This window comes from Rhodococcus tukisamuensis NBRC 100609, from assembly GCF_001894985.1.
Taxonomy (GTDB): Bacteria; Actinomycetota; Actinomycetes; order Mycobacteriales; family Mycobacteriaceae; genus Rhodococcus_G; species Rhodococcus_G tukisamuensis.
Genome location: NZ_BCXG01000032.1, coordinates 1 through 26393, shown reverse-complemented (window position 1 = coordinate 26393; position 26393 = coordinate 1). Strand labels below are relative to the sequence as shown.

Genomic DNA, 26393 nt, shown 5'->3' with positions numbered 1-26393 from the left:
CATGAATGGTTCCCTGGTCCTTGCCGCGACGCCGATGGGGGACGTCCGCGACGCCTCGGAACGACTGAAAGTCGCGCTCGCGACCGCGGACGTGGTCGCGGCGGAGGACACCCGGCGCACCAAGCACCTCGCGTCCGCGCTCGGCGTCACCATCACCGGCAAGGTGGTCAGCTTCTACGACCAGGTCGAGACCACGCGACTGCCCGCGCTGGTCGCCGACGTCGCGGAGGGCCGGACGGTGCTGCTGGTGACCGACGCCGGGATGCCGTCGGTGAGCGACCCCGGGTACCGGCTGGTCGCGGCGTGTGTCGCGCGGGACCTGCCCGTCACCTGCCTGCCGGGCCCGTCCGCGGTCACCACGGCGCTGGCGTTGTCTGGGCTGCCGGTCGAGCGGTTCTGCTTCGACGGCTTCCCGCCGCGCAAGCAGGGGCAGCGCCGGACGTGGTTCGAGGCGCTGCGGACCGAGCCGCGTGCGTGCGTGTTCTTCGAGGCGCCGCACCGAATCGCGGACTGCCTGGCCGACGCGGCCGCGGTGTTGGGCGGGGAGCGCCGCGCGGCGGTGTGCCGGGAGCTGACGAAGACCTACGAGGAGGTGCGACGCGGCACCCTGGCCGAGCTCGCCGAGTGGGCGGCCGACGGGGTTCGCGGAGAGATCACCGTGGTGCTCGAGGGAGCGACGGCGGTGGCCGCCGAGCCGGCGGACCTCGTCGACGAGGTGGAGCGGCTGGTGGCCGCGGGCGAGCGGCTCAAGGACGCGTGCGCGATGGTCGCCACCGCGGGGGTGTCCAAGCGGGAGCTCTACGAGACGGTGCTAGCCGCGCGCAAGGACTGAGGCCGCCGCGCCGGGTGCAGGTCCGTGGGATCAGAACCCGGGGGACATCAGGAGGATCAGTCCGACGGCTGCCGCGATCACCAGGAAGGCGGACAGCGTAGGCGGAACTCGAGAGGCGATCTGGGTCGCGATTCTGGTCAAGGTTCTCGGTGTCCCATTTCTCGTCGCGGGTCGCGGATCCGGCGGGAACTACCCCTCGAAATTGTCAGTCCCCGCCGGTGCCACGTGGTTGGCGCCGGGCCCCCCGTGCGCCGAGGACAACACTGGACGGGCGAGGGGAGCCGAGCAATGTTGACTCTGAGATTCCAGGTATCGTCCCAGTTCGCAACGGGTGAGGAACTTTTCCGCAGCGGAATTTCGCCCTGTGGTGGAGAGGGATGAACGATGGTTGACGACGACGGCGCGACTGATGAGCGGAATCCGCACGTCCAGGACGACCAGGGTGAGCAGGACCAGTCGGAGCAGGCCCGTCGATTCTTTGCCGACCAGCTGCGGCTGCTGTTCGCGACGGCGGGTGGGCCAGCCCTCAAGAAGGTGGTGTCCGAGGCCTCGGCGGTCGGCCGTGCGATCGGCGTCGACAAGCAGATCTCGGTACAGCGGATCAGCGACTGGCGGTCGGGCAAGCGGGTGCCCGCCACCTTCGAATCGGTGCGACCCGTTCTCGTCGTCCTGATCCGGGCCGCCTCCGCGGTGCACGGACAGCCGCCTGCGCCCGGCCTCTACTCCACCCAGCAGTGGCAGGCCTGGTGGAAGAACGCCCGCGACGTGAGCGCCCCCCGGGCGCGCAGCGAGGCGACGGCACCGGTCGTTGCCGTACCGGTCACCGGGGTGCGGCCGTACCGCGGTCTCGAGCCGTACCGGGCAGAGGACGCCCGACTGTTCTTCGGCCGGGTGGAGAGCCTGCGGGGGCTGGTCGACGCGGTGGTCTCCGCGCAGGGGCACGGCATCGTGATCGTCACCGGCGCGTCCGGCGTCGGGAAGTCGTCGCTGGTGCAGGCGGGACTCGTCCCGGAACTGGCCCGGGTGGCGCCGGGCGCGGGCGACAGTGCCTGCGTGCCGGTCGTGGTCACCCCGGGACAGGCGCCGCTGCAGGCGCTGTGCGACGCGATCCCGGAGCTGACGGACGTCGTCGACAGCCCCGACCCGGAGTCGGTGCGACGTGCCCTGCGCGGCGCGGCCGGCCGGCTCGGTGCCGCGACGTTGCTCGTCGTCGTCGACCAGACCGAGGAGCTGTTCACCCAGTGCGGCGACCCCGACGAGCGGGCACGATTCCTCCTGGTCCTCGACTACGCGGCCTCGACGCTGTCCGACGACGAGACCCCCGATTCGGCGCCCTCGGTCGTGGCGACCATGCGCTCGGACTTCTACGAGCCGGCGCTCGCCTACCCGGTGCTGGCCCACGCCCTCGAACGGCACAGCAAGACGGTCGCGCCGCTGACCCGTTCGGACATGGTGGACGTGATCACCCGTCCCGCCCGGCTGATCGGGCTCAAGCTCGAGGCCGGGCTGGTGGAGTTGATCCTGCACGATCTCGGTGCGCTGACCTCCGAGGAAGGCAGCAACACCGTCCTGCCGTTGCTCTCGCACCTGCTCGACACCATGTGGGAGCGCAGGCGTGGCGGCACGCTCACGATGTCGAGCTACCGGGCGACCGGTGGCGTGCGCGGATCCGTCGCGGCGACCGCCGAACGCACCTGGGAGGCGCTGGACCCGCGGGGGCAGGTGCTGGCGCGGTCGATGATGGTGCACCTGGTGTACGTCACCGACGCCGGCACCGACGTGAAGATCCGGCGGACCCTGCCACAGTTGCTGGCGTTCGGCGGGGAGGACACCGAGGCCGCGCAGCGGGTGGTCGACCAGTTCATCGCAGCCCGGGTACTGGTCGCCGACACCGAGAGTGTCGAACTCATCCACGACGCGGTGATCGATGCCTGGCCGCGGCTGAAGAACTGGATCCAGGAGGACCGGTCCTACTCGGCGCTGCGCCAGCAGATCGAGGCGGACGCCGCGCGCTGGGCCGACGCGGACCGCAACCACAGCCTGCTCTACCAGCGTGGCCGGCTGGACATGGTCGCCGAGCAGAACCCGTCGGGTCCGGTGGCCGCTCCGCTGGACCCGACGGCAGCGGAGTTCCTGGCGGCGTCGACTCAGCAGGTGCAGCGCAACACCTGGATTCAACGCGGCGTCATGGCGGCCCTGGCACTGTCAGCTGTCCTCGCACTGGTGGCGGGTGTGACGGCATGGACGGCGAAGAGTCGCGCGGAATCGGAGCGCAGCGCCGCGCAGTTCCGCCAGGTCGTCGCGCTGTCGGATTCGCTGCGTGAGTCCGACCCCACGACCGCCGCCCAGTTGTCACTGGCCGCGTGGCAGATGGACCCGAGCAGCGACGCGGCGTACTCGAGCCTGATCGCATCCGAGTCGACCCCGATCGGCCGGCCGCTGAGCGGGCACCGGGGCCCGGTCTACGGAGTGGCCCTCTCACCCGACGGCAAGACGATGGCGTCGGCCAGCGACGACCGCACGGTCCGGCTGTGGGACCTGGGCGATCGGTCCGATCCGAGGCCGGTCGGCGAGCCACTGACCGGCTCTGACCAGTACATGGCATCGGTGTCGTTCAGTCCGGACGGCCGGATCCTGGCGGCCGGCAGCGGCGACGGCACCGTGTTCATCTGGGACGTCACCGACCGGGGCGCGCCCAGGCCGCTGCTCGAGGCGGCCCCGACAGGTGCCCGAACGGTGCACAACGTCCGGTTCAGCCCGGACGGGCGGACGTTGGCCGCGCCGAACGACAACGGCACCGTGACGCTGTTCGACACCTCGGATCCGTGGTCGGGCCAGTTCGCGGCCACGGTGCTCGCGGCACACGGCGGCGCGGTCCGGACGGTCTCGTTCCGGCCCGACTCGGCGGTGCTGGCGACGGCCAGCGACGACCGCAGCGTCCGGTTGTGGGACATCGCGGTCCCGACCCGGCCCGTGCCGCTGCCGTCGGTGCTCACCGGGTTCGGCGACGTGGTGCACTCGGTGGCCTTCGCGCCCGACGGACGGACCCTCGCAGCAAGCAGCGACGACGGATTCCTCCGGGTCTTCGACGCCACGGAGGTGGCCGCGGTCCGAGAGGTCGGGGCGCCGGTGCAGGCACACACCGGCGGGATCTGGACGATCGCCTTCGCGGCGGACGGTGCGACTCTCACCAGCGCCTCCTGGGACGGCACGGTGAAGCGGTGGTCCGTGGACCCGGAACGCCGGACCCTGCGGCCGCTGCGGCCGGCGTTGACCGGGAACGGGGGCGGGGTGCCCGCGATGGCCCTCTCGCCGGACGGCGAGACGGTGGTCACCGGTGGGCAGGACTCGATGGTGCGGGTGTGGGCCCTGCCGCGGACGAACCTGCCCGTCTCCGAGTCCGCGCTGTCGCTGCCGTCGACGAGCCGGGACGGTTCGCTCATGGCCACGGGCGGGTACGACTCGGTGATCCGGCTGTGGCGGGTCGGCAACGACGGGCGGTTGGCCGCGGCGAGCGCGACCCCGATGCCGCGGCCCCTCGGCGGCGCGCACGTGGCGGCACTCTCGCCCGACGGAAAGATGATGGCGACGACGCCCACCACCGGCGGACATGTCCAGTTGTGGGACGTGCGCGATCCGGCGCACCCGACCGCGCTGGGCGCGCCGATCGTGACGCAGACACGATTCACCTGGGAGATGGCGTTCAGCCCGGACGGCACCACACTGGCGCTGGGTGACGACGACTTCAGCGTGCGGCTGTGGAACCTGGCCGACCCCGGGCACCCGGTGCCGTGGGGGGAGCCCTTGGACGGCCCGAGCAATCTCGTCCGGGCCGCGGCCTTCAGCCCGGACGGCAACACCCTGGTGGCTACCGACGCCGACGGCGGGGTGCACTCGTGGGACGTGCGGGACCCCGCTCGTCCCGAGTCGCACGTCGTGTCCCATGCCGGGGAGGGCGGGATCAATGCGATCTCGTTCAGCCCGGACGGCACCAGGATGGCGACCGGTGACGACGATCAGGCGGTGGTGGTGTGGGACCGGGCGGCGGACGGATCGCTCTCGGCCCGCCAGCCGGCGCTGCTCGGGCACAGCGGCACCGTCTACTCGGTGTCGTTCAGTCCCGACGGGCGGCGACTGGTGAGCGGCAGCGACGACGGCACGGTGCGACTGTGGGACGTCTCCGACGCCGGACGGGCCCGGGAGGTCGGCGGCCCGATCGCCACCACCGGCACCGGCCGATGGCAGGTCGGCTTCCTGCCGGGGGCCCACACCGTCGTCGCCGCGGGCGGGGACGGTGTGCTGCGTGCCTGGGGGTTGGACGCGGCGGCGATCATCGCCCGGATCTGCGCGGCGACCGAGGAACTGTCGCCGGACCGGGCGGCGAGTTTCGAGCTTTCCGTGCCGACGCGGGGAACCTGTGAGGCCGAGGGCGGGGAGAGTTAACCGAGGGCGAGGATGCTCGACGCCTTGTCCAGGCACTCCTGCCACTCGGCGTCGGGGTCGGAGTCGACGGTGATGCCGCCGCCGACGCCGAGGACGGCGCCGCCGTCCGGATCGAACTCGACGGTGCGGATGGCCACGTTCAGCTCGACGCCGGCCAGTGGCGACGCGAACCCGACAGTGCCGCAGTAGATTCCGCGCGCATCCGGCTCCCACTGCGAGAGCAGTTGCCGGGCGCGGTGTTTGGGACAACCGGTGACGGAGGCCGGCGGGAAGGTGGCGTCGAGGAGCTCGCCCGTGCCGGTGTCGGGAGGCACCGTCGCCTCGACCGTGGACACCAGATGCCACACGCCCGGTGCGGGATACACACCGAGCAGGTCGGTCACTGTCACCGAACCGGGGACAGCGAGGTGGCCGAGGTCGTTGCGGACCAGGTCGACGATCATCACGTTCTCGGCGACGTCCTTGACGGAGGCGCGGAGTCGGTCGGGGTCCGCCGCGATGGGCAACGTCCCCTTGATCGGGCTGGAGGTGACCCGGTCGCCGTGACGGGCCAGGTACAACTCGGGGGAGAGGGACGCGATCGCGCCCCAACCGCCCTGCACGAAGACGGCGCGGGCGGGCCGCGTGGACTCGACGGCGTCGGCGAAGAAGTCCAGCGGTTCGCCGTGCGCGCGCCCGCGGAACTGGGTGCACACGCAGGCCTGGTAGACCTCGCCGGCGCGGATGGCCTCGAGGCACTCCTCGACGCCGTACCGGTGGGCGTCGCGGTCGGGCGCGGTCCAGTCGAGCCGCCACGGCCGGCGGGTCGCCCACGGCGCGGTCGCCGCCGCCGCCCACTCCGCGGGGCACGGACTGTCGGTGAGGGACTCGTACCACCAGCAGCCGTCGGTGTCCTGGCACAGGACGCTGTCCGTCCAGCCGCCCGCCGACTCGGGCAGTGCCGGTACGGCTCCCGAGGTCGGCAGGTCCGGGTAGGCGCGGTAGCCGATCCAGCCGCCGCCGATGGGCGTCCGACCGGCAGCGTCCGCCGCCTCCGCCCGGTACCCGGGGGCATCGAAGGCCCGGCTCGGGTCCACCCGCACCGTGTCCACGGTCGGCGCCAGCACGGCCCGGCGGCCGAACCAGTCGCCGATCAGGGCGGCGGGCGGCGGTGTGCCGCGGTCGGCGGCCAGGGCGGCGAGGGTGCGTAGCACCTCGGCCGGGTTGCCGCCCTCGCCCAGCCTGTCGATCCGCATCCGTCCAGCCTGTCACGGGGGCGCCCGCCCGCCCGAATCGCGCAGGCAGGGCGCCGTCCACGGTCGGCGTGACCCGGGCCTGGCGGTGGGTCGTCAACCGGCGATCGCCCGTCCGCCGTCGCCGAGGTTCGCCGCGTCCGCGGCAGACCGTCCCGCACGCAGCCCTCGCGGGTCGACCGCCGAGTTCCGCATGGTCTTCACAGGTCCGAAGAGGCGCGTCACCTCGGCGTGCACCGCATCGGCCCGATCGGCGAGGATCGGGAGCAGGTCGGCGAACCGCACCTGCGACTCGGACACGGCCTGTGCGGTGGCGGCCTTGCCTGCCTCCGTCAGTCGTTGGCCGATCCGCACGGCGAAGCCGAAGAGGAACGCCTTGCGGAAAGACACGGACCGAGAGCCCTTCTCGCCCGCGGTGTGCATCGCGCGGGTGGCCTGGACGAGCAGCGAGGTGAACAGCATCTCCACCTGTGCCAGGTCCACCGGCGACCCGATCGTGGTGGCGATGGCCAGCCGCAGGTTGAACACGGTCTGCACCTGGTTCGCCTCACCGATCGCCGTCAGCAGCAGCGCCTTCTGCTTGACGTACGGGTTGTCGAGGTGAATTCGCTTGCTGTGCACCGTGATCGATGATCCGGGTGTGGCCGCCTCGAGCAGTGCCGAGTCGATCGCGTACCGCGTCATCAGTTCCTGGGCCTTGGCGGTGAGGGTCTCGGCCTCCTCGGTGAACTCCGTGCTCTCCGCCTTCGCGAGAAGCCCGCGAATCTTGTTCAGTACCTTCGTGTCCGCGACCGCCGGGTCGGTGTCCCGTTCCGGGGCGGGGTCCGTGCGCTGCCGGGGCCAGGCCGAGGGCGGCGGGCACAGGGCGGTCCAGGGGCCCAGCGTCTGCCAGAACCGGGCCAGCGGCCATCCGTGTGACGGGTCGATCCCGGGGTCCCGGTCGGCGGTGGGATCGGTGTCCGCGCCGGGGTGCGCATCCGCGATCGCACGCAGCTGGTCGAGCCACTGCCGTGGTGCGCGAGACCACGCGTCGCTGCAGTGCGACTCGCGCAGGATCAGTGCGGCGGCCGGGTCGGCGAAGGCGGGCTCGAGCGACCGCTTCGTGACGTGCAGGACGTCCGCGGGCTGCCAGCCACGCTCGTATGCCGCGACCAGCGCGGCCGGGGCGTCGAGAGCGGTCGGCGGGCCCTCGCGACGGGTGGCGTGGCCGTCCCGGGCCGGCCGGTCGTCGTCGTTCCAGTCGTCCGGACCCCAGTCGTCCTCGACGTCGGCCGGGTACGCGCTACCCCAAGGGTCTCGAATGTCCGTTCGATGATTCGTCATGTCGGCAGTGTGCACCAGAGCACCGACAAGTCCGGTCGTCGCAGGTCGGCAGGGCTACTTCCGATTGATCCGGCCGGCGCCCGGCGTCAGGGACGCGTCGTCCGCGGCGGCCCGGCCGGCGTGCCATCCGCCCGCGTCCACCGAACGGGCCCGGGACCGCCGGGTGCCGGGGAACAGCCGGTTGAACTCCGCCTCCACCGCCGCCGACGTGGTCGCGAGGATCGGCAGCAGGTCGCTCACCGGCATGGACTCGTCGGCGGCCGCGGCCTCGGTGGCCCGGGCATCGGCCTCACGCAGTCGTTGCCCGACCCGACTGGCGAACCCGGCCAGGAACGCCTTGCGGAACGCCGTGGTGCGCGCGCCGCTGCGACCCTGCGCGGCGGTCGACTGCAGGGTGCGGTTGGCCTGCACCAGCAGGGAGGTGAACAGCAGGTTCACCTGCTGCAGGTCGGCCGGGGTGCCGACGGCGACGGCGATGGAGAGGTCGCCGAACCACACGGTGCGGACCCGGTTGGCCTCGCCGATCGCGGTCAGCAGGTGCACCTTCTCCGTGACGTACGGATTGTCGAGGTGCACGCGGCGACTGCGGACGTTCGCCGGGCCGGTGTGGGCGCGAGTGCGCAGTAGGGCGGCGTCGATCGCGTACCGCGTCATCAGCTCCTGCGCCTTGGCCGTGAAGGTCTCGGCCTCCTGCGTGAACTCGGTGCGCTCGGCCTTGGTGAGCAGACCCCGGATCCGGTTCAGCATCTTGGGGTCGGCCGCGGCGGCCGGCGCGTCCGCGTCTTCGCCCGGTGACTGTGCAGTCGGGGTCGTGCCTTCGGCCGGCCACTGCGACGGCGGGTCGGTGAGGAACGTCCACGGCGGCAGCCGGTTCCACTCGGCGGCGAGTTCGGCGAACTGGTAGCCGAAGAAGCCGGACCGGCCTGCGGTGAGGGCTGCGGCGAGGTGCCGGCCGGTCGGGTCGCCGGCGGGCACTTGCCCGACGAGCCGGGCCTGCGCCGGGTACTGCTCGGCGACGGCGTCGAGCTGACCGGTCCAGTCCGACGGGGCCCGCTCCGCGGCGCGGGAGCGCCGCGCCTCGGACAGCATGGCGGCCGCCGCGAGTTCCGGCGGCGACTCGTCGCCGCGGCGGGTCACGTGCAGCAGGTCGGCGGGCTGCCAACCGCGTTCGTAGGCCGCCGCCACCGCCGCGACGAGGGCCAGTGCCTCGGCGCCCGGTGCGTCGTCGTCGTTCACAGCGTCGTCACCCGCAACGTCACGCCGAGCGTCAGCCGGCGTCGGGCTCCACGTACCGCGGGAACACCGGCGACGGCGCGGGCAGCGGGTGCCCGGCCACGATCCGGGTGCCGATGGCCGCGAAGTCGCGGGCCTCGGACGCCTGTCCCAGCAGGTCCAGGATCTTCGCGGCGGAACCCGGCATCACCGGCTGCACCAGGATGCCGACGATGCGCACCACCTCGAGGGTCGTGTACAGGACGGTGGCCATCCGCGCCGGGTCCGTCTTGCGCAGCACCCACGGCTCCTGCTGCGAGAAGTACCGGTTGGTCTCGCCCAGCACGTGCCAGATCGCCTCGAGCGCCTGGTGCAGCGCCTGCTTGTCGAAGTCGGCGCGCACCGTCTCGAGCAACGCGTCGGCCTTCGCGAGCAGCGCCCGGTCGTCCTCGGACAGCTCGCCGGGGGTGGGCACCTGGGCGTCGCAGTTCTTGGCGACCATGGTCAGCGAGCGCTGCGCCAGGTTGCCGAGCTCGTTGGACAGGTCGGCGTTCATCCGGGTGACGATCGCCTCGTGGCTGTAGCTGCCGTCCTGGCCGTAGGAGATCTCCCGCAGCAGGAAGAACCGCAGTGCGTCGAGGCCGTACTGCTCGACCATCTCGAGCGGGTCGACGACGTTGCCGACCGACTTCGACATCTTCTCGCCCTTGTTGTAGAGGAACCCGTGCACGAAGACGCGCTTGGGCAGCTCCAGCCCGGCCGACATCAGGAAGGCCGGCCAGTAGACGGTGTGGAAGCGGGAGATGTCCTTGCCGATGATGTGCAGGTCGGCGGGCCAGAACTTGCGGAAGGACTCCGAGTCGACGTCCGGGTAGCCGGCGCCGGTCAGGTAGTTCGCCAGCGCGTCCACCCAGACGTACATGACGTGGCCCGGGTCGCCGGGGACCGGGATGCCCCAGTCGAAGGTGGTCCGCGAGATCGACAGGTCCTTGAGGCCGCCCTTGACGAAGCTGACGATCTCGTTGCGCCGGGTGGACGGCGCGATGAAGTCCGGGTTCTCCTCGTAGAGCGCCACGAGCCGGTCCTGGTACTTCGAGAGCCGGAACGTGTAGTTCGACTCCTCGGTCCACTCGACCGGCGTTCCGGTCTCGGTGGCGATGCGGCTGCCGTCGTCGAGCAGCGTGGTCTCCTCCTCGGAGTGGAACGCCTCGTCGCGCACCGAGTACCAGCCCGAGTAGGTGTCGAGGTAGATGTCGCCGGACTCGACCATCTTCTGCCAGAGCACCTGGCAGGCAGCCTCGTGATCGGCGTCGGTGGTCCGGATGAAGCGGTCGAACGAGACCTCGAGGACCTTGTCCAGCGCCTCGAACTGGTCGGAGTTCCGGGCGGCAAGGTCGCGGACGTCGATGCCTTCCTTCGCCGCCGTCTGCTGCATCTTCAGGCCGTGCTCGTCGGTGCCGGTCATGAAGAACACGTCGAACCCGTCGAGTCGCTTGAACCGCGCGATCGCATCGGAGGAGATGTACTCGTAGGCGTGACCGACGTGCGGGACACCGTTCGGGTACGCGATGGCGGTCGTGACGTAGAACGGGGGCCGGGAAGCGGAGGCGGGCGAAGTCATGGTGGGCCTACTCTAACTGCGCCGCGCGCAAACGTGACGAGCAGACCTGTCCGCACTCAGCTGCGGGGCGTCGGGTCGGAGCCGAGGACGCGCCGTTCGTAGCCGGTCCGGGCGGACGAGCCCCGCACGGCCCTTACCTGGTCCGGCACCATCGAACGGGTGATCAGGTCGCGGACCGGTCGAGGCAGCACGTTCACCGCGCGGACCAGGGGGCCGAGGTAGCCGGGCACCGTCACCTCGAAGCGCGGGCGTTCGATCACCTTGACCACCGCCCGGGCCACGTCGGCGGGCTCGAGCATCGCGGCGGCGCCGGTGGCCGTGCCGACGGCGAGTTCGGTGTTCACCACGGTGGGCATCACCACCGAGAGTTCGACCCGGCTGCCGGACAGTTCCGCGCGTACGCCGCTCAGGTACCCGAACACCGCGTGCTTGGTCGCCGCGTAGCTGGACTCGCCGGGCGGCGCCAGCTTCGAGGCCGCCGACGCGACGGTGACGATGTGGCCGGCGCCGCGGGCGCGCATACCGGGCGCGGCGAGCGTGACGCCGTTGACGACGCCGTGCACGTTGACGTCGAACTGGCGGCGCCGGGCCGTCTCGGGCTCCTCGTCGAACGGGCCGACCCACATCACCCCGGCGTTGTTGACGAGTACGTCGAGCGGACCCCACTGTTCCTCGACCTCGGTGAGGAAGGCGGCGAACGAGCCCCGGTCCGCGACATCGAGGTCGAGGCCGAGTGTGGTGCCGGTCAGCTCGCCGGCGGTGGCGCGGGCGGCGTCGCCGTCCTTGTCGCCGATGGCCACCTTCGCGCCGGACTCGGCGAGTTGGGCGGCGATCTCGCGCCCGATGCCGCGGGCGCCGCCGGTCACTGCGATGACTCTTCCGACGAGTGTTCTCTTCTTCACGTGGGTCTCGCTCTCGGGTCCCGTCGCGGTGCGGCTGTCCGTCGTCACGAAGTGACCTCTGCATCGTGACAGATCACGGTCCCGGTCAGGGAGGTCTTCGCGGCCACCGGGCGCAGCGATCTGCCTGGGTGTCGTGGCAACCGCACCGCCGTACGACAATGGCCGCATGAGCAAAGACCGTCCGGCGCCGGATCTGCCCACCCCGCTCGCGCCGTTGATCGACTCGCATACCCACCTCGACGCCTGCGGCGCCGTCGACGCGGCCTCCGTCGCGGCGATCGTGGACCGGGCCGAGAAGGTCGGCGTCGGCCAGGTCGTCACCGTCGCCGACGACCTGGCGGCGGCCCGGTTCGCGGTGGACGCCGCGCACTGGGACCCGCGCGTGTACGCCGCGGTCTCGATCCATCCCACCCGGGCCAACGTGCTCGACGACGCGACGAAGGCGGAGATCGAACGGCTCGCGGCGGACCCGCGGACCGTCGCGGTGGGGGAGACCGGTCTGGACTACTACTGGCCCGGCAAGCTCGACGGCTGCGCCACGGTGGAGGAACAGGTCGAGGGGTTCCGCTGGCACATCGACCTGGCCAAGCGGCTGCGCAAGCCGCTGATGATCCACAACCGGGAGGCCGACCACGACCTGCTGGCCGTCCTGCTCGACGAGGGCGCGCCGGACACCGTGATCTTCCACTGTTTCTCGTCCGACGCGACGATGGCGTTGGCCTGCGTGGAGGCCGGGTACGTGCTGAGCTTCTCCGGCACGGTCAGCTTCCGCAACGCCCGCGAGCTGCACGAGGCCGCGAAGCTGGTGCCGGACGACCAGTTGCTGGTCGAGACCGACGCGCCGTACCTCACCCCGCACCCGTTCCGCGGCGCGCCGAACGAGCCGTACTGCCTGCCGTACACGGTCCGTTCGCTCGCGGAGACCCGCGGCCAGGACCCGTTCGACCTGGCGGCCGCGTCGACCGCGACGGCCCGGCGGGTCTACCGCATCTAGCCCGGCGCCGAGCGTGCAGTTGCGGTCGCATCGCCCGAGAGCGAGCGACGGCAACTGCACGCTTGGCGAGTAAATTGGGCCGCAAAGGTAAGCGACGAATGCACGGGTTCACGAATTCGACTCCCGTCGACCGCGGCGTCGACGCCATCGACGTGTACATCGCGGCGTGGGAGATCGAGTGCTGTGCCCCACCGCCCGAGGTGGGCCGCGAGGCGACGTGGGTGCTCGCCTTCACCGCCGACGACACCGAGCCGGAGGTCTTCCACCGACCCGTTCGCTGGGATCGGATCAGCCGCAAGCTCAGCGCCGGTGGCGCAAGCGCCTACTGGCGAGACGCGCCTGACGACCTGTCCGACGACCCCACCGGGCTACGCGGGCGGCTGTGGGGGACGGTGCACGGCGCGGATGTCCCGGATGGATTCGACAGCACCACCGGCTCGGTCCTGGGCGTGTACCTGCTGGACGAGCTCTATCGCGAGAACGAGATCGGCGCTTGGTGCCCTCTCCCGGGGACCGCGGTGCGGTCCTCGGTATCGAAGAGCCCCAGCTGGTTCGGCGGCAGTGGGACCTTCGTGTCCGGCATGGACTGCCGCAAGCAGACCGGCGTGGTGGTGGAGCTGGCGGTCCGGGGCTGACGCGGCGCGCGCTCGGCCTACAGCACCTTCGCGAGGAAGTCCTGGGTGCGCGGGTGCTGGGGGCTGCCGAACAGGTCGGCCGGCGGGCCCTGCTCGACGATGACGCCGTCGGCCATGAAGATCACCCGGTCGGCGACCTCGCGGGCGAAGCCCATCTCGTGGGTCACCACCACCATGGTCATGCCCTGCGCGGCGAGGTCGCGCAGCACCTGCAGCACCTCGCCGACCATCTCCGGGTCCAGAGCGCTGGTGGCCTCGTCGAAGAGCATGATGTCCGGGCTCATGGCCAGCGCCCGGGCGATCGCGACCCGCTGCTTCTGGCCGCCGGACAGGCTGGCCGGCTTGGCGTCCGCCTTCTCCGCCAGCCCCACCTGCGCCAGCAGCCGCTGCCCGGTCTCGCGGGCCTCCGCCTTGGTGGCCCGCTTGGTCTGCACCGGCGCCAGCATCACGTTCTCCAGCGCGGTCATGTGCGGGAACAGGTTGAAGTGCTGGAACACCATGCCGATGTGCTGGCGGACCTTGTCGATGTCGACCTTCTGGTCGGTCAGGTCGAACCCGTCCACCACCACCGTGCCGCCGGTGATGTCCTCGAGCTTGTTGAGGCAGCGCAGGAAGGTGCTCTTGCCGGAGCCGGACGGCCCGATCACACAGACCACCTCGCCGCTCTCGATGTCGACGTCGATGCCCTTGAGCACCTCGTTGTCGCCGAAGGACTTGCGCAGGCCGGTGACCCGGATCTTGATGTCGGTGGTGACGGAATCGCTCACGCGTTGATCCTCTTCTCGAGCCGGTCGGACAGCTTGGTCAGGGCCATGATGATGACGAAGTAGAAGATGCCCACGATCAGCCACATGTTGAAGGACTCGAAGTTCCTCGCGATGATGATCTTGCCGGTCTGGGTGAGCTCGGCGATGCCGATCACCGACAGGATCGAGGTGTCCTTGAGCGTGATCACCGCCTGGTTGACGAACGACGGCATCATCGTGCGCACCGCCTGCGGCAGCACCACCTTGCGCATCGCGGGCAGGTAGCCCATGCCGAGGCTGCGCGCGGCCTCCATCTGTCCCTTGTCGACGGACTGGATGCCGCCGCGGATGATCTCGGTGATGTAGGCGCCGGCGTTGAGGCTCAGCGTGATGATGCCTGCGGTCATCGCCGGCATCTGGAAGTCCAGCGCGGCGGGGATGCCGAAGTAGATGAAGAAGGCCTGCACCAGCAGCGGGGTACCGCGGAAGATGTCGACGTAGGTGACGCCGATGCCACGCAGGATCCGGCTGGTCGAGACCCGGAAGAAGCCGAAGACAAGGCCGAGCACCAGCGCGATCGCCAACGACACGACCGTGAGGACGATCGTCAGCCACAGGCCCTTCATCAGCAGCGGGAAGCTGTCCTTGAGCAGGGAGAAGAAGGTGTTGCCGCCCTGGGCCTGCTGCGCCCCCTCACCGAGGTAGGTGTCCAGGATCTCGTCGTACTGCCCGCTGGCCCGCGTGTTCGCCAGCCCGGCGTTGAACTTGGTCAGCAGCTCGGCGTTCTGGCCCTTCGAGACCGCGAACCCGTAGGAGTTGCCGGCCTCCTTCTCACCCACCGCCTTGAGCCCGTTGCCCTGTGCGATGCCGTACAGCAGCACCGGGTAGTCGTCGAAGACGGCGACGGAGTTACCGGTCTTGACGTCGTCGTACATGCTGGCGGAGTCGTCGAAGGTGACGGTGGTGAAGCCGTACTTGCCCTTGATGGAGTCGGCGAACATCGCGCCCTCGGTGCCGGTCTTGACCGCGACCCGTTTGCCGCGCAGGTCCTCGTAGGACTCGATGTCGTCGTTCGACTTCGCCACCGCCATCTGCACGCCGGAGTCGAAGTAGGGGTCGGAGAAGTCGAAGACGAGCTTGCGTTCGTCGGTGATCGACATGCCGGCGATGACACCGTCGACCTGGCGTGACTGCAGGGCCTGCACGGCGGCGTTGAACCCGAGCGGCTTGACCGTGTACTTGAAGCCCTGGTCCGCGGCGATGGCCTTCAGCAGGTCCATGTCGATGCCGACGAAGTCGCCCTGCTCGTTCTGGAACTCGAACGGTGCGAACGTGACGTCGGTGGCGATGACGTAGGTCTTGTCGGACTCGGTCTGTGCGGCCGCGGCGCCGGTGCCGAACATCAGGGCCAGGAGCGCGAGGACCCCCAGCAGGGCGGGCAGGCGCGTGAGGCTCCGGCGTGAACGTGTGTGCATCCGAACCAGCTTTCCGAGGTGCCGTTCGCGGGGGTGTGACAAGGGATTCGAGATTAACCCTGACGGCCGGTTTGTACAGGTCACGACGGCGCGTGTGTCCGTAATCGGGCGGCCCGAGGATGCCAACTGGTTGCCGGACCGTCGTTCTCTCGTTACCGTACTGTGACCGAATAAGGCTGGATGTTGTCATCCAGTTACCGAACAGCCTCAGGAATTCGTGTGTCGCGTCTCGATCGGATCAACAAGTCCAACTCGCCCGCCCTCCGGCTCGTCGTCGGCGCACTGCTGCTGACGCTGCTGGCGGGTGGTGGGCTCGCGGTGCTCTCGCACAAGACGGTCACCCTGGACGTGGACGGCGAGACGATCGCGCTGAGCACCATGTCCCGCGACGTGACCGGGGTGCTCGCGGACGCCGGGTACTCGGTCGGCGACAAGGACGTGGTGGCACCGTCCATCGGCGCCAAGGTGACCGACGGACAGACGGTGGTGCTGCGCCGGGCCCGGGAGCTGACCCTGAACGTCGACGGGCAGCCGCGGACGGTGTGGACCACGGCGTTGACCGTCGACGAGGCGCTCTCGCAGGAGCGGCTGGGCGGCGACGTCCACGTCTCGGCGTCGCGGTCGCAGCGCCTGCCGCTCGACGGCGCGAACCTCGACGTGGTCAGCCCGAAGCTGGTGCGCCTGGTCGACGGCGGCGCGGCCCCGGCCGAGGTGAGGCTGGCGGCCCCCACCGTCGGCGAGTTGCTCGACGCGCAGGGCGCGCCGCTCGGGGCGGCCGACACCGTCGAACCCGCCGCCGACGCCCCGGTCACCGAGGGCATGCAGGTGACGGTCACCCGTACCCGCACCGAGAACCGCACCGAGACGCTGCCGTTCGAGCCGGAGCCGCAGCGGATCGAGGACCCGACGATGAACATGAGCCGCACCGTGGTCGAGCACCCCGGGGCCCCGGGCGTGCACGACGTGACCTTCGCGGTGACCCTGGTCAACGGCGTCGAGACCTCCCGCACCGAGGTCGGCAAGGTTGTCACCACCCCCGGCCAGGCCAAGGTCGTCCGGGTCGGCGCCAAGCCGGGCACCGAGGTGCCCGAGGTCACCAACGGGTCCACCTGGGATGCGCTGGCGAAGTGCGAGGCGACGGGCAACTGGGCCATCAACACCGGCAACGGCTACTACGGCGGCGTGCAGTTCGACCAGAACACCTGGGAGCGTCAGGGCGGACTGAAGTACGCGCCCCGCGCCGACCTGGCCACCCGCGAGGAGCAGATCGCCATCGCCACCAAGACCCAGCGGACCCAGGGCTGGGGCGCCTGGCCGTCCTGCTCGTCCCGACTCGGTGTGCGCTGAACCGCCGGATTTCCCGCCAGCTCACGCGAGGCGATAGGTTCACTGCTGTGACAAACGCCGAGGTGAACCCCCTGTGACAACCCCCGACGTGAACGCGCCGCGTGGTCAGGCCGGCCTGCTGGGACCCGTCGAGGTGCGCGCGCTCGCCGCCGAACTCGGGGTACGCCCCACCAAACAGCTCGGCCAGAACTTCGTGCACGACGCCAACACCGTGCGCCGCATCGTGAACACGGCCGGGGTCGGCCGCGACGACGTGGTGCTCGAGGTGGGCCCCGGTCTGGGCTCGCTGACCCTCGCGCTGATGGACGTGGTCGACTCGGTGATCGCGGTGGAGATCGACCCGGTGCTCGCCGCCCGGCTCCCGAAGACGGCGGCCGAGCGGGCCCCGGAACTCGCGGACCGGCTCACCGTGGTGGGCGCGGACGCCATGAAGGTGATGCCCGCGGACCTGCCCGCCGCGCCGACGGCACTGGTCGCGAACCTGCCGTACAACGTGGCGGTGCCGGTGCTGCTGCACCTTTTCTGCGAGTTCCCGAGCCTGCGCACGGCGCTGGTGATGGTGCAGGCCGAGGTCGCGGACCGCCTCGCCGCCGCCCCGGGCAGCAAGATCTACGGCATCCCCAGCGTCAAGGCCTGCTTCTTCGGTGAGGTGCGCCGCACCGGATCCGTCGGACCGCATGTGTTCTGGCCGGTCCCGAAGGTGGACTCCGGACTGGTCCGGGTGGACCGCTACGCCACCGCACCGTGGCCGATCGACGAGGAGAACCGCCGCAAGGTATTCGCCGTCGTCGACGCGGCCTTCGCGCAGCGCCGCAAGACCCTCCGCGCCGCGCTCGCCGGCTGGGCCGGCTCGCCGGTGGAGGCCGAGCGCCGACTGGTCGCGGCGGGCATCGCACCGTCCGCCCGCGGCGAGACCCTCGACGCCGCGGCCTTCGTCCGCCTGGCCGCGGTCGAGCCGCTCGACCCGATCGGATGACGCGGCACCGGCATCGGAGAAGCAGGCTCCGTTCAGAATCTATTGAATATAACGAATTGCCAAGTGTGGCAACAGTATGCGGATTCCTGTGCCGGATCGGCCCTTCGTCTGTACGGTGACGCGCAGCGTGCTCACCGCCGGTCGATACGACGCCGCCGATGCGCGACCCAATTGTCGCCTCTGAATGGAGTTCGTACATGCCCCGTCCCACGATGCGTCGTCTCGCGGCCACGGTTCTCGTCTCGGCAGCGCTGACCGGCGGCCTGGCCGCCGGAGCGGGCACCGCCTCCGCCGCCCCCGTCGAATCCCTCCCGCCGACCGGGTCGGTCGCCACTCTTCCCTCCGACATTGGCGCTGCAATCTTCGGCGTCCTGGCGGAACTCCCGACCGGGAGCGCTCGAGGCTGCCCCAACGTCGTCTGCTACGGCATCGGATAGGACCCGGAGCGGGTCGTTGCGACCCGCTGCCGTGACCGGCGCAGCCGCTGTACTTGAACCGGCTCAGCCGCAGGCTGTTGCTCACCGCGAAGACGCTCGAGCATGCCATCGCGGCGCCGGCCAGCATCGGGTTGAGCAGGCCGGCCGCGGCCAGCGGGATCGCCGCCGCGTTGTAGGCGAAGGCCCAGAACAGGTTTCACTTGATGGTGCCGAGCGTCCGGGTGCCGAGCGTCCGGCGGGAGAGCCGGATGGCGGCGGCCGCCGCCATCCACCGAGCCGTTCCCCGAGCGGGTTCGGCCGGCGTGGACTCCGTATTCATCGACCCGGATCCGATCCATGCCGCCCGAGCGATCATCTACTTCGGGTTCAACATCCCTTGTGGATCATCCTGGGATCCACCGGGACAGCAGTCCCCGGGTGCCGGGGCGGGCCGAGGTCGCGGGCCGTCTCGCCGCAGCCCCGGGCACCAAGATCTGCGAGATTCCCAACGTCAAGGCCTGCAGCTTTGGCGAGGTACTGGTCGCGGCTGGCATCGGCCTGTCGGTCCGCGGCGAGACCACGACGCCGCGGCATTCGTCCGCCTGGCGAAAGTGTAGTCGCCCGTGATGGGTAGTTGTGTTCAACGAATCATCAAGGGCGGCAACAGTATGCGAGTTCCAGCACCGGCGGGAACCCCGGGATGTATGTTTGCGCGGCGCTGGACGAACACCATGGTGTCGGCGCGTCCGCAGGAGTATCGCTGCATGTGCGAGCTCTTCAGATGATTGGAGCCTCTGAATGCTTGGTCTCAACACGCGTCGTATCGCATCTCTTGTCGTCGCTTCCGGTGTGCTGGCCGGGGGCCTTGCCGCCGGTTCCGGCGCCGCTGCCGCATCCACCGAGGACTCGATGTCCTCCGTGGAGGTCATCTTCAGCGACCCGAATCCGATCCGTGTCGCCGAAAAGATCATCTTCTTCGGGATCAACATTCCTCTGTGGGTCATCCTGGGATCCACCGGGATATATGACGGCTGCCAGGGCACCTGCGAGGGGCAGGGGTGACGTCCGGTCTGGTGAGGGTGTCAGCCGTGCCCAGCCGCGGCGGACGTAGACCCGGTCAGGCGAGGATGCGCACCGTGGCGTGAGAGTCCAACGCGGACAAGGTTTCCGTTGGGAGGTTGTCCACGACGACCTCAGGTTCCCGGATCCTGGGGCCGAGACAGGTTGGGGTAGGAGAACGCCCAGAACGGGTTGCCCTTGATGGTGCCGAGCGCCCGCCGGGAGGCTCAGCGGCCGAGCGCAGGTCGCCGCGGACCAGGGTGATGTCGCCGGCCTCGACGGCATGGGGGAGATCAGGGCTGAGGAAAATTCGTTGTCTGCGCCGCTGACCTGCAGCAAAGCGGAGACGGCACGCCGTTGAGGTAAGAGAATGGGGTAGGTACGGCGGGACCGTTGATCATGAAGATTCTGACGCCAGACGACCTTTTGGGTCCCGCCGTGCCTGCCGCACCATCTTCACCCTGCGGTCCGCAGGCCATCCGGGTTGTCTGGTCGTCACGGCATTGAACTGTGTCAACCCGTCGCCACGGTGAGAACTGGCTGGTGCCGGGGTATCCCGACTTCAGCGTGGTCAAGCGCAATGCGTGGGCCGAGGGGCGTTCCCTGGGTGCGACTGTTCGCATGGCGTTGTGTTCAACGAATTATCCTGTATGGCAACAGTATACGTATTCCTGCGCTCGGCCAGGCCGCCGTTGGTACGGTGGCCTCGTCGAATGCGGGATCGGTGAGATCCAGCTGCCGACGAGTTCATGTCCACCACCAATTGATCGGAGATCGAGATATGCGTAGTCCCAGGGCAGGTCGTCTCGCTTCCATGGTTGTTGCCTCGGCCGTGCTGGTCGGTGGCCTCGCCGCCGGGTCGGGCGCCGCGTCCGCGGCACCCGCCGGATCCCTCCTGCCGGCCGAATCCGTCGCGGCCGTTCCGACCGGATCAATGGATCAGATCATGGCGAACCCCCTCCGATTCCTCGGTTACTTGATCGCCGTTCCGATCATTTTGCTGGGAACCGCAAGTCATGAGCCTTGGGATGGTGCCGGCCAGGCTTAGGTGGGCATCAGAATTCGGATGTGTGGGTGCTGGACAGCGCAGTCGCCTCTACTTGAACCGCTGCAACCGCAGGCTGTTGCTCACCGCGAAGAGGCTCGAGAACGCCATCGCGGCGCCGGCGAGGGCCGGTGCCCATCGCCGGGACCAGGTCGAGGCCGAGGGAAAGGTCGTCGCGATGGTCGGCGACGGTGTCAACCATGCTGCCGCACCGGCGAAGTCCTCGGTGCCGCGGCCTTCGAACGCTCGCCGGCACGGCCTAGAAGTCACGAGTCGGTCGACGCCACGGGAGCTGTCTCCGGCACTCGCTCGCAAAGAGTAGTGTGCAACCAATTATCGAGTGTGGCAATCATATTCGAAATCCCGCACTGGTCTCAATCCTGCGATGTATGTTTGCGCGGCGCCGGGTGAGCCGCATGGTGTCGGTGCGTCCATAGGGGTATCGCTGCATGTGCGAGCTCTTCAGATGATTGGAGCCTTTGAATGTTCGGTCCCAACAAGCGTCGTATCGCATCCCTCGTTGTCGCGTCCGGGATGCTGGCCGGTGGTCTCGCCGCTGGATCTGGCTCTGCCGCCGCCGCATCCACCGAGTCGTCCCCCGAAACGGGTTCGCTCGTCGTGGACGCCCCGGATCCGATCCATTTCGCCCAAGCGATCATCGCCGACGGGATCATAATCGCGATGTCTTCGTTGCGGATCATCGTGGAATCCTCCGGGATGATGCCCCCCGGGTGCCAGGGTCCCTGCCCGGGGCAGGGGTGAGGGTGGGTGCCGAGCCCAGTCTCGGCGAGACTCTCGACGTCGCTGTGATCCTGCTGGGGTTCCGCCCGGGGCCGGTAGCGTTCAACTAATTCTTAAGTGCGGCAACAGTATTCGAATATCTATCGCGTATGGCGCTGGTGCCAGTGATTGGCCCTTGCCGGTGGGGGTCAGCAGTATCAGTCGTTCGGCAAAGTGGGCATGCCCGTACGGACAGGCGCCAACTGTTTGGGGTGAGTCCATTCCTCTGAACCCGGCCTCGGTGGCTGACGGCAGTCGCACGACGACGGGTGTCCGGGGATCTCCCGGGCGCCCGTCCTGTCTGACGATCAGCTCTGCGAAGCAACAGTATTCGGATCGACTCGGCGTCGCCATGATCCAGCGCAGCGTCGGACGACGTTGCTGACGGGTACGTGAGAAGCGCCGCCGCGTTGTGCGTTTGGCGAACGTCTGGCCCACTCCTGCCGGTTCGTTCGTGTTCGACGAATAGTCGAATGCTGCAAGTAATTCGAATCAGGGCTCGGCTCGGCGCCGTCTGTGTAGGCTGCCGCGTAGCGCCGGGTCGGCGCGCCCGGCAGGTGCGTGGGAGGCGTCGTCGGGTACCACTGTTGAAGGGGGCTTCGTCATGGGTTCTGTTGAAGGCTTGATCGGGTACTACGTCATGGTGGCTTTGGGGCTTGGAGACCCCGATAGGGGCATGGGGGGGAATTGGGGGTAAATCCTCGGCTGCGCCGCTGACCTGCAGGAAAGCGGAGACGATACACCGTCGAGGTAAGGGAAACGGGGTAGGTACGGCAGGACCGTGATCATGAAGGTTCTGCCGCCAGATGACCTTTCGGATCCCGCCGTGCCTGCCGCACCATCTTCACCTTCGGTCCGCAGGCCATCCGGGTTGTCCGGTTGGCCTGTGTGCGGAACCTTGCGATCGGCCTGCTTCGACTCGTCGGTGTTCGGAACATTGCAAAGTTCTTACGCCGCAAGGGAAGAGATCCCGACCGGGCCACGAAACGAGACCACCTCGGTGTCTTGAACAGCCCGATCGTCGACTAGGTGAGGGTGTTGTCGTAGTCGTCTTCGAGGCTGCCGAGGGCAGTCGCCGCTACCGGAACCGGCGCAGCCGCAGGCTGTTGCTCACCACGAAGACGCTCGAGAACGCCATCGCGGCGCCGGCGAGCATCGGGTTGAGCAGGCCCGCCGCGGCCAGCGGGATCGCCGCCGCGTTGTAGGCGAAGGCCCAGAACAGGTTGCCCTTGATGGTTCCGAGCGTCCGGCGGGAGAGCCGGATCGCGTCGGCGGCCGAGCGCAGGTCGCCGCGGACCAGCGTGATGTCGCTGGCCTCGATGGCCACGTCGGTGCCGGTGCCCATCGCCAGGCCCAGGTCGGCCTTCGCCAGGGCGGCAGCGTCGTTGACGCCGTCGCCGACCATCGCGACGACCTTCCCCTCGGCCTGCAGGCGGGCGATCACGTCCACCTTGTCGGCGGGCATCACCTCGGCGACCACCTCGTCGATGCCCACCTGCGCGGCCACGGTCCGGGCCACCGCCTCGTTGTCGCCGGTCAGCAGGATCGGCGTCAGTCCCAGCGCCTTGAGTTCCGAGATCGCCTGGGCGCTGGTGGGTTTGACGGCGTCGGCGACCACTAGCACGGCCCGCGCGCTGCCGTCCCAGCCGACCGCGATCACGGTCTGCCCGGCGTTCTCGGCCTCGGACTTGGCCGCCCGCAGCTCGGCGGGCAGGTGCAGCGACCAGTCCTCGAGCAGCGACTCCCGGCCGGCGACGACGGCATGCCCGTCGACGACGCCCTGGACGCCGCGGCCCTCGACGTTCTCGAAGCTCTCGACGGCGGGCAGCTCCCCGGCCTCGGCCGCGGCGTGGGCGATGGCCCGGGCGATCGGGTGCTCGGAGGCGTGCTCGAGTGCGCCGGCCAGTCGCAGGGCCTCCGCACGGTCGGTGCCCGCGGCGGTGACCACGTCGACCAGCGCCATCGCGCCGGTGGTGACGGTGCCGGTCTTGTCCAGCACCACGGTGTCCACCCGGCGGGTCGACTCGAGCACCTCGGGTCCCTTGATCAGGATGCCCAGCTGCGCGCCGCGCCCGGTGCCGACCAGCAGCGCGGTCGGCGTCGCCAGCCCGAGGGCGCAGGGGCAGGCGATGATCAGCACGGCGACGGCCGCGGTGAACGCCATCTCCAGGGGGTTGCCGGTGCCGATCCAGTAGCCCAGCGCGGCCACGGCGATCGCGATGGCGATCGGCACGAACACGCCGGCGATCTTGTCCGCCAGGCGCTGCACGTCGGCCTTGCCGTTCTGCGCGTCCTCCACCAGCGCCGCCATCTGGGCGAGCTGGGTGTCGGCGCCGACCCGGGTCGCCCGGACCACCAGCCGGCCACCAGCGTTGACGGTGGCGCCGACGACGGCGTCGCCGGCCTCGACCTCGACCGGCACCGACTCGCCGGTGAGCATGCTCAGGTCCACCGCGGAGCGGCCCGAGGTGACGACGCCGTCGGTGGCGATCTTCTCGCCCGGGCGGACGACGAACTCCTCGCCGACCGCGAGTTCGCTTGCGGGGATGCGGGTCTCACGGCCGTCGCGCAGGACCGAGACCTCCTTGGCGCCCAGTTCCAGCAGCGCCCGCAGCGCGGCCCCGGCCTGCCGCTTGGATCGCTGCTCGAAGTAGCGTCCGGCCAGCACGAAGGTGATGACGCCGGCGGCGACCTCGAGGTAGATGTTGGCCGCGCCGTCGGAGCGGCCGATGGTCAGCTCGAAGGCGTGGGTCATGCCGGGGGTGCCGGCGGTGCCGAAGAACAGTGCGTACAGCGACCACAGGAACGCGGCGGACGTGCCGACCGTGATCAGGGTGTCCATGGTGGCGGCGCCGTGCTTGAGATTGGTCCAGGTGGCGCGGTGGAACGGCAGGCCCGCCCACACGATGACCGGCGCGGCCAGCGTCAGCGAGAGCCACTGCCAGTTGGTGAACTGCAGCGCCGGCACCATCGCCATCGCGATCACCGGGACCGAGAGCACGGTCGCGACGATCAGGCGGGTTCGCAGCGCGGCCAGCGCCCGGGACGACTCGTCCTCGGGTTCGCCTGCCGAGGTGTCCTGCTGCTGCGCGGGTGGGGTGGGCACGGTGGCCGAGTACCCGGCCTTCTCGACCTCGGCGACGAGGTCGGCGGGGGACAGTGCGCCGGCAGCGTCGTCGAGCACGACCTTGGCCTTCTCGGTGGCGTAGTTCACCGTGGCGGTGACGCCGTCGAGCTTGTTGAGCCGCTTCTCGATGCGGGCGGCGCAGGACGCGCAGGTCATGCCGCCGATGGCGAGTTCGATGCTGTCGGTGGACGCGGGTGCGGTGGGGGCGAGGTACTCGGCGCTCATGTCAGTGGCCTTCGTGGGTGGTGACCGTGAATTCCGCTGTGCGGACCACGTTCTCGTGCTGGAAGTCGAGGAACAGCCGGTAGGTGCCGGCGCTCGGCGCCTGGGCGTGGAAGGTGACGTCCGGGCCCGCGGGGGTGACGCCGTCGCCCGGCTCGCCGTGCGGGTGCACGTGCAGGTAGGCGAGGTCGCCGGTACGCAGCGCGACCAGGTGCCCGTAGGCGCCGAGGTAGGGCTGCAGGTCGGTCACCGGTGCGCCGGCGCGCGTGACGCTCAGCGTCAGCGGACCGCCGGCGGTGCTGACGTCGCCGTCGAGGGTGACCCGGTAGCCGTCGACCTCGGCTACCCGTGACTCGGCGGGCAGGGACTCGGGAGCGAACTCGCCCGCGACGTCGACGCCCCGGCCGAGGGTGAGGCCCGGTCCGTCGGTCGGCTGGAAATCGGCGAACACCCGGTAGCTGCCGGCGCGGTCCCAGGTCCAGTCGAGAGACCAGGTGCCGTCGGCGGCGAGCGCCGGGTGCACGTGCCGGAATCCGCTGGTGTCGGTGCGGACCACGATCAGGTGCAGCTTCTTCTCGTGCTGGTCGTCGAACGCGGTGACGGGATCCCCGGTCGGACCGAGGATCCGGAAGTCGAGGGTGCCGGGGCGGTTCGCCTCGGCCGGGGCGGTGATCTCCGAGAGGGTGTAGCCCTGCTCCGAGGCCTGCAGGCCGGCGGGGGTGGCCGGGCCGGCGGCGGGGTGGTCGGTGTGGCCCGTGTCGACGGTGGTGGTCGTGGTGTGGCCGGTGTGGTCGTTCGACATGTCGATCGGGCTCCCGGTGACGGCGCCCACCCCGAAGGCCGCCGCGAAGATCACGGCGAGGCCCCCGGTGTAGGCGACGAGTGTGGTGGAGGTTTTCATGACCGCTCCTAGGCGGGGCCGGCGGCGTATCCGGCCTCTTCGACCGCGCCGACTACGGCGGCTGGCGCGAGGGGCACGGAACTGGTGACGGTGAGGCGGCCTCTCGGGACGTCGACGGCGATGTCGGTGACCCCGTCGAGTTTGCCGACCTCCTGGCGCACGGATCCGGCGCAGTGTCCGCAGGTCATCCCGGTGACGGTGTAGTTGGTGATCTCCATGTCAATCTCCTCGAGTCAAGTATCCCATACCGATGGGGGGTAGGGCTTGTGAGGAATGAACATACCCCCAGGGGGTACCTAGTGCAACCCTGGGCCGATCGGCGCTTGTGCCCCCAGGGGGTGAAGGTCGAATGCGGCGATCGCGCCGCGGCAGTTGTTGGAACACGTGGAGGAGCGATCGAAATGAACCGGACGAAGATCCCGGGACCGACACAGAAATGGAAGTCGGAAGGTCTCTTTGTCGGGGAGAACTGGCTGGCGTCGAAGGGTCTCGATTTCAGCGTGGCCGATCGCAATCCGCGGGCCGGGGGTGCTCGCCGGACGCGGCCTTGTCATTGGGCGTTGCGTTCAACGAATTGTCTTGTGTGGCAACAGTCTGCGTTCCCGCACTCGGTCTGGTCTTCGTTGGTATGGTCACTCGCGGCGCATGGTGATCGGTGAGATCCGATGCTGCCGAAGCTTCCGTGTTCACCACCAACCGATCGGAGCATCAAGATATGCGCAGTCCCAGGGCGGGTCGTTTCGCTTCCATTGTTGTGGCCTCGGCCGTGCTGGCCGGTGGCGTCGCGGCCGGGTCCGGTGTCGCGGCCGCCGCCCCCGCCGGATCTCTCCTGCCGGCCGAATCCGTCGCAGCCCCCACCGGATCCAGCGACGGGGTTAAGGTGGCGCTTTTCGAGGCGATCGTCGTCGCGGCGCTCTTTCCCTACTACGTGGCAAACGGCAGTGAGATGCCGGTTGGCTGCCCCCACGTGATCTGCTACGGCCAGTAGGGGATCCGTCGTAAGGGGCGGTGCGACCCGCTCCGCCCCGTGCACCGTTGCGGTAGAGCTGCAGGCAAAGGCGCACGGGCGGCGAGGGCGCCAGACCAGATCGGCTCGGAAGACACA

General features: G+C 69.8%; 20 protein-coding genes and 1 pseudogene. 9 read left to right on the top strand and 12 right to left on the bottom strand.

Features of this window, described 5'->3' with window-relative positions; translation table 11 throughout:
- Window position 1: 1 nt before the first annotated feature.
- Both rsmI and RT2_RS22495 read left to right on the top strand, forming a co-directional pair.
- Window positions 2–832 carry a 16S rRNA (cytidine(1402)-2'-O)-methyltransferase gene (gene rsmI / locus RT2_RS22500; RefSeq protein WP_072847037.1) on the top strand — a complete coding sequence of 277 codons (831 nt, stop codon included), beginning with the start codon at window positions 2–4 and terminating at the stop codon, window positions 830–832.
- A gap of 384 nt (window positions 833–1216) precedes the next feature.
- Window positions 1217–5275, top strand: a complete 4059-nt coding sequence (locus tag RT2_RS22495; RefSeq protein ID WP_083577558.1) for an nSTAND1 domain-containing NTPase — start codon at window positions 1217–1219, stop codon at window positions 5273–5275.
- Here RT2_RS22495 and RT2_RS22490 read toward each other — a convergent pair.
- From RT2_RS22490 to RT2_RS22470, 5 genes are all read right to left on the bottom strand, one after another.
- Window positions 5272–6510 carry an aminodeoxychorismate synthase component I gene (locus tag RT2_RS22490; RefSeq protein WP_072847036.1) on the bottom strand — a complete coding sequence of 413 codons (1239 nt, stop codon included), beginning with the start codon at window positions 6508–6510 and terminating at the stop codon, window positions 5272–5274. The genes RT2_RS22495 and RT2_RS22490 overlap by 4 nt on opposite strands.
- Window positions 6511–6603: 93 nt before the next feature.
- The gene (locus tag RT2_RS22485; protein WP_072847059.1) at window positions 6604–7830 is read right to left on the bottom strand and encodes a DUF2786 domain-containing protein; all 1227 of its coding nucleotides are present in this window, start codon (window positions 7828–7830) and stop codon (window positions 6604–6606) included.
- 54 nt (window positions 7831–7884) lie between these two features.
- On the bottom strand, window positions 7885–9066 hold the full coding sequence (locus RT2_RS22480) for a DUF2786 domain-containing protein (RefSeq protein ID WP_072847035.1): 1182 nt from the start codon (window positions 9064–9066) through the stop codon (window positions 7885–7887).
- A 31-nt stretch (window positions 9067–9097) separates the two neighbouring features.
- Window positions 9098–10663 carry a methionine--tRNA ligase gene (metG, locus tag RT2_RS22475; RefSeq protein ID WP_072847034.1) on the bottom strand — a complete coding sequence of 522 codons (1566 nt, stop codon included), beginning with the start codon at window positions 10661–10663 and terminating at the stop codon, window positions 9098–9100.
- Window positions 10664–10719: 56 nt separating this feature from the next.
- Window positions 10720–11565: an SDR family oxidoreductase gene (locus RT2_RS22470; protein WP_072847058.1), complete on the bottom strand. Its 846-nt coding sequence runs from the start codon at window positions 11563–11565 to the stop codon at window positions 10720–10722.
- A gap of 166 nt (window positions 11566–11731) precedes the next feature.
- On the opposite strand from RT2_RS22470, the gene RT2_RS22465 reads away from it, so the two are divergent.
- Window positions 11732–12559 carry a TatD family hydrolase gene (locus tag RT2_RS22465; RefSeq protein ID WP_072847033.1) on the top strand — a complete coding sequence of 276 codons (828 nt, stop codon included), beginning with the start codon at window positions 11732–11734 and terminating at the stop codon, window positions 12557–12559.
- Between the two features lie 98 nt (window positions 12560–12657).
- Entirely contained in the window at window positions 12658–13194 is a 537-nt protein-coding gene (locus RT2_RS22460) for a DUF6578 domain-containing protein (protein ID WP_072847032.1), read from the top strand.
- Window positions 13195–13211: 17 nt separating this feature from the next.
- Here RT2_RS22460 and RT2_RS22455 read toward each other — a convergent pair whose 3' ends face one another.
- Together RT2_RS22455 and RT2_RS22450 are read right to left on the bottom strand one after the other, a co-directional pair.
- Complete coding sequence (locus RT2_RS22455) at window positions 13212–13961, bottom strand: amino acid ABC transporter ATP-binding protein (protein WP_072847031.1); 750 nt, start codon at window positions 13959–13961, stop codon at window positions 13212–13214.
- Window positions 13958–15415 (bottom strand): amino acid ABC transporter substrate-binding protein/permease, encoded by a 1458-nt coding sequence (locus RT2_RS22450; RefSeq protein ID WP_083577556.1) that lies wholly within the window; start codon window positions 15413–15415, stop codon window positions 13958–13960. The genes RT2_RS22455 and RT2_RS22450 overlap by 4 nt, the downstream gene beginning before the upstream one ends.
- A 219-nt stretch (window positions 15416–15634) precedes the next feature.
- On the opposite strand from RT2_RS22450, the gene RT2_RS22445 reads away from it, so the two are divergent.
- The 3 genes from RT2_RS22445 to RT2_RS26050 all read left to right on the top strand — a co-directional run bounded on the left by RT2_RS22445 (window position 15635) and on the right by RT2_RS26050 (window position 18175).
- Window positions 15635–16762: a resuscitation-promoting factor gene (locus RT2_RS22445; RefSeq protein WP_072847030.1), complete on the top strand. Its 1128-nt coding sequence runs from the start codon at window positions 15635–15637 to the stop codon at window positions 16760–16762.
- 73 nt (window positions 16763–16835) lie between these two features.
- Entirely contained in the window at window positions 16836–17738 is a 903-nt protein-coding gene (rsmA, locus tag RT2_RS22440) for a 16S rRNA (adenine(1518)-N(6)/adenine(1519)-N(6))-dimethyltransferase RsmA (RefSeq protein WP_072847029.1), read from the top strand.
- Window positions 17739–17935: 197 nt separating this feature from the next.
- Complete coding sequence (locus tag RT2_RS26050; RefSeq protein ID WP_169888495.1) at window positions 17936–18175, top strand: hypothetical protein; 240 nt, start codon at window positions 17936–17938, stop codon at window positions 18173–18175.
- Window positions 18176–18227: 52 nt separating this feature from the next.
- Here the strand turns inward: RT2_RS26050 and RT2_RS25215 are convergent.
- Window positions 18228–18443 (bottom strand): annotated as a pseudogene (locus RT2_RS25215) (hypothetical protein); the annotation flags it as partial.
- Between the two features lie 509 nt (window positions 18444–18952).
- Between RT2_RS25215 and RT2_RS22430 the strand changes: the two are divergent.
- Window positions 18953–19216, top strand: a complete 264-nt coding sequence (locus RT2_RS22430; RefSeq protein WP_139191287.1) for a hypothetical protein — start codon at window positions 18953–18955, stop codon at window positions 19214–19216.
- Between the two features lie 1093 nt (window positions 19217–20309).
- Here RT2_RS22430 and RT2_RS25655 read toward each other — a convergent pair.
- The 4 genes from RT2_RS25655 to RT2_RS22415 all read right to left on the bottom strand — a co-directional run bounded on the left by RT2_RS25655 (window position 20310) and on the right by RT2_RS22415 (window position 25506).
- On the bottom strand, window positions 20310–20528 hold the full coding sequence (locus tag RT2_RS25655) for a hypothetical protein (protein WP_139191285.1): 219 nt from the start codon (window positions 20526–20528) through the stop codon (window positions 20310–20312).
- Between the two features lie 1588 nt (window positions 20529–22116).
- A complete protein-coding gene (locus tag RT2_RS22425; protein WP_072847026.1) occupies window positions 22117–24390 on the bottom strand; it encodes a heavy metal translocating P-type ATPase in 2274 nt (757 codons plus the stop codon).
- Between the two features lies 1 nt (window position 24391).
- On the bottom strand, window positions 24392–25288 hold the full coding sequence (locus tag RT2_RS22420) for a DUF8832 domain-containing protein (protein WP_072847025.1): 897 nt from the start codon (window positions 25286–25288) through the stop codon (window positions 24392–24394).
- 8 nt (window positions 25289–25296) lie between these two features.
- Entirely contained in the window at window positions 25297–25506 is a 210-nt protein-coding gene (locus tag RT2_RS22415) for a heavy-metal-associated domain-containing protein (RefSeq protein WP_072847024.1), read from the bottom strand.
- A gap of 464 nt (window positions 25507–25970) precedes the next feature.
- Between RT2_RS22415 and RT2_RS22410 the strand changes: the two genes are divergently transcribed.
- Window positions 25971–26276, top strand: a complete 306-nt coding sequence (locus RT2_RS22410) for a hypothetical protein (protein WP_139191283.1) — start codon at window positions 25971–25973, stop codon at window positions 26274–26276.
- The last annotated feature ends 117 nt before the right edge of the window (window positions 26277–26393 follow it).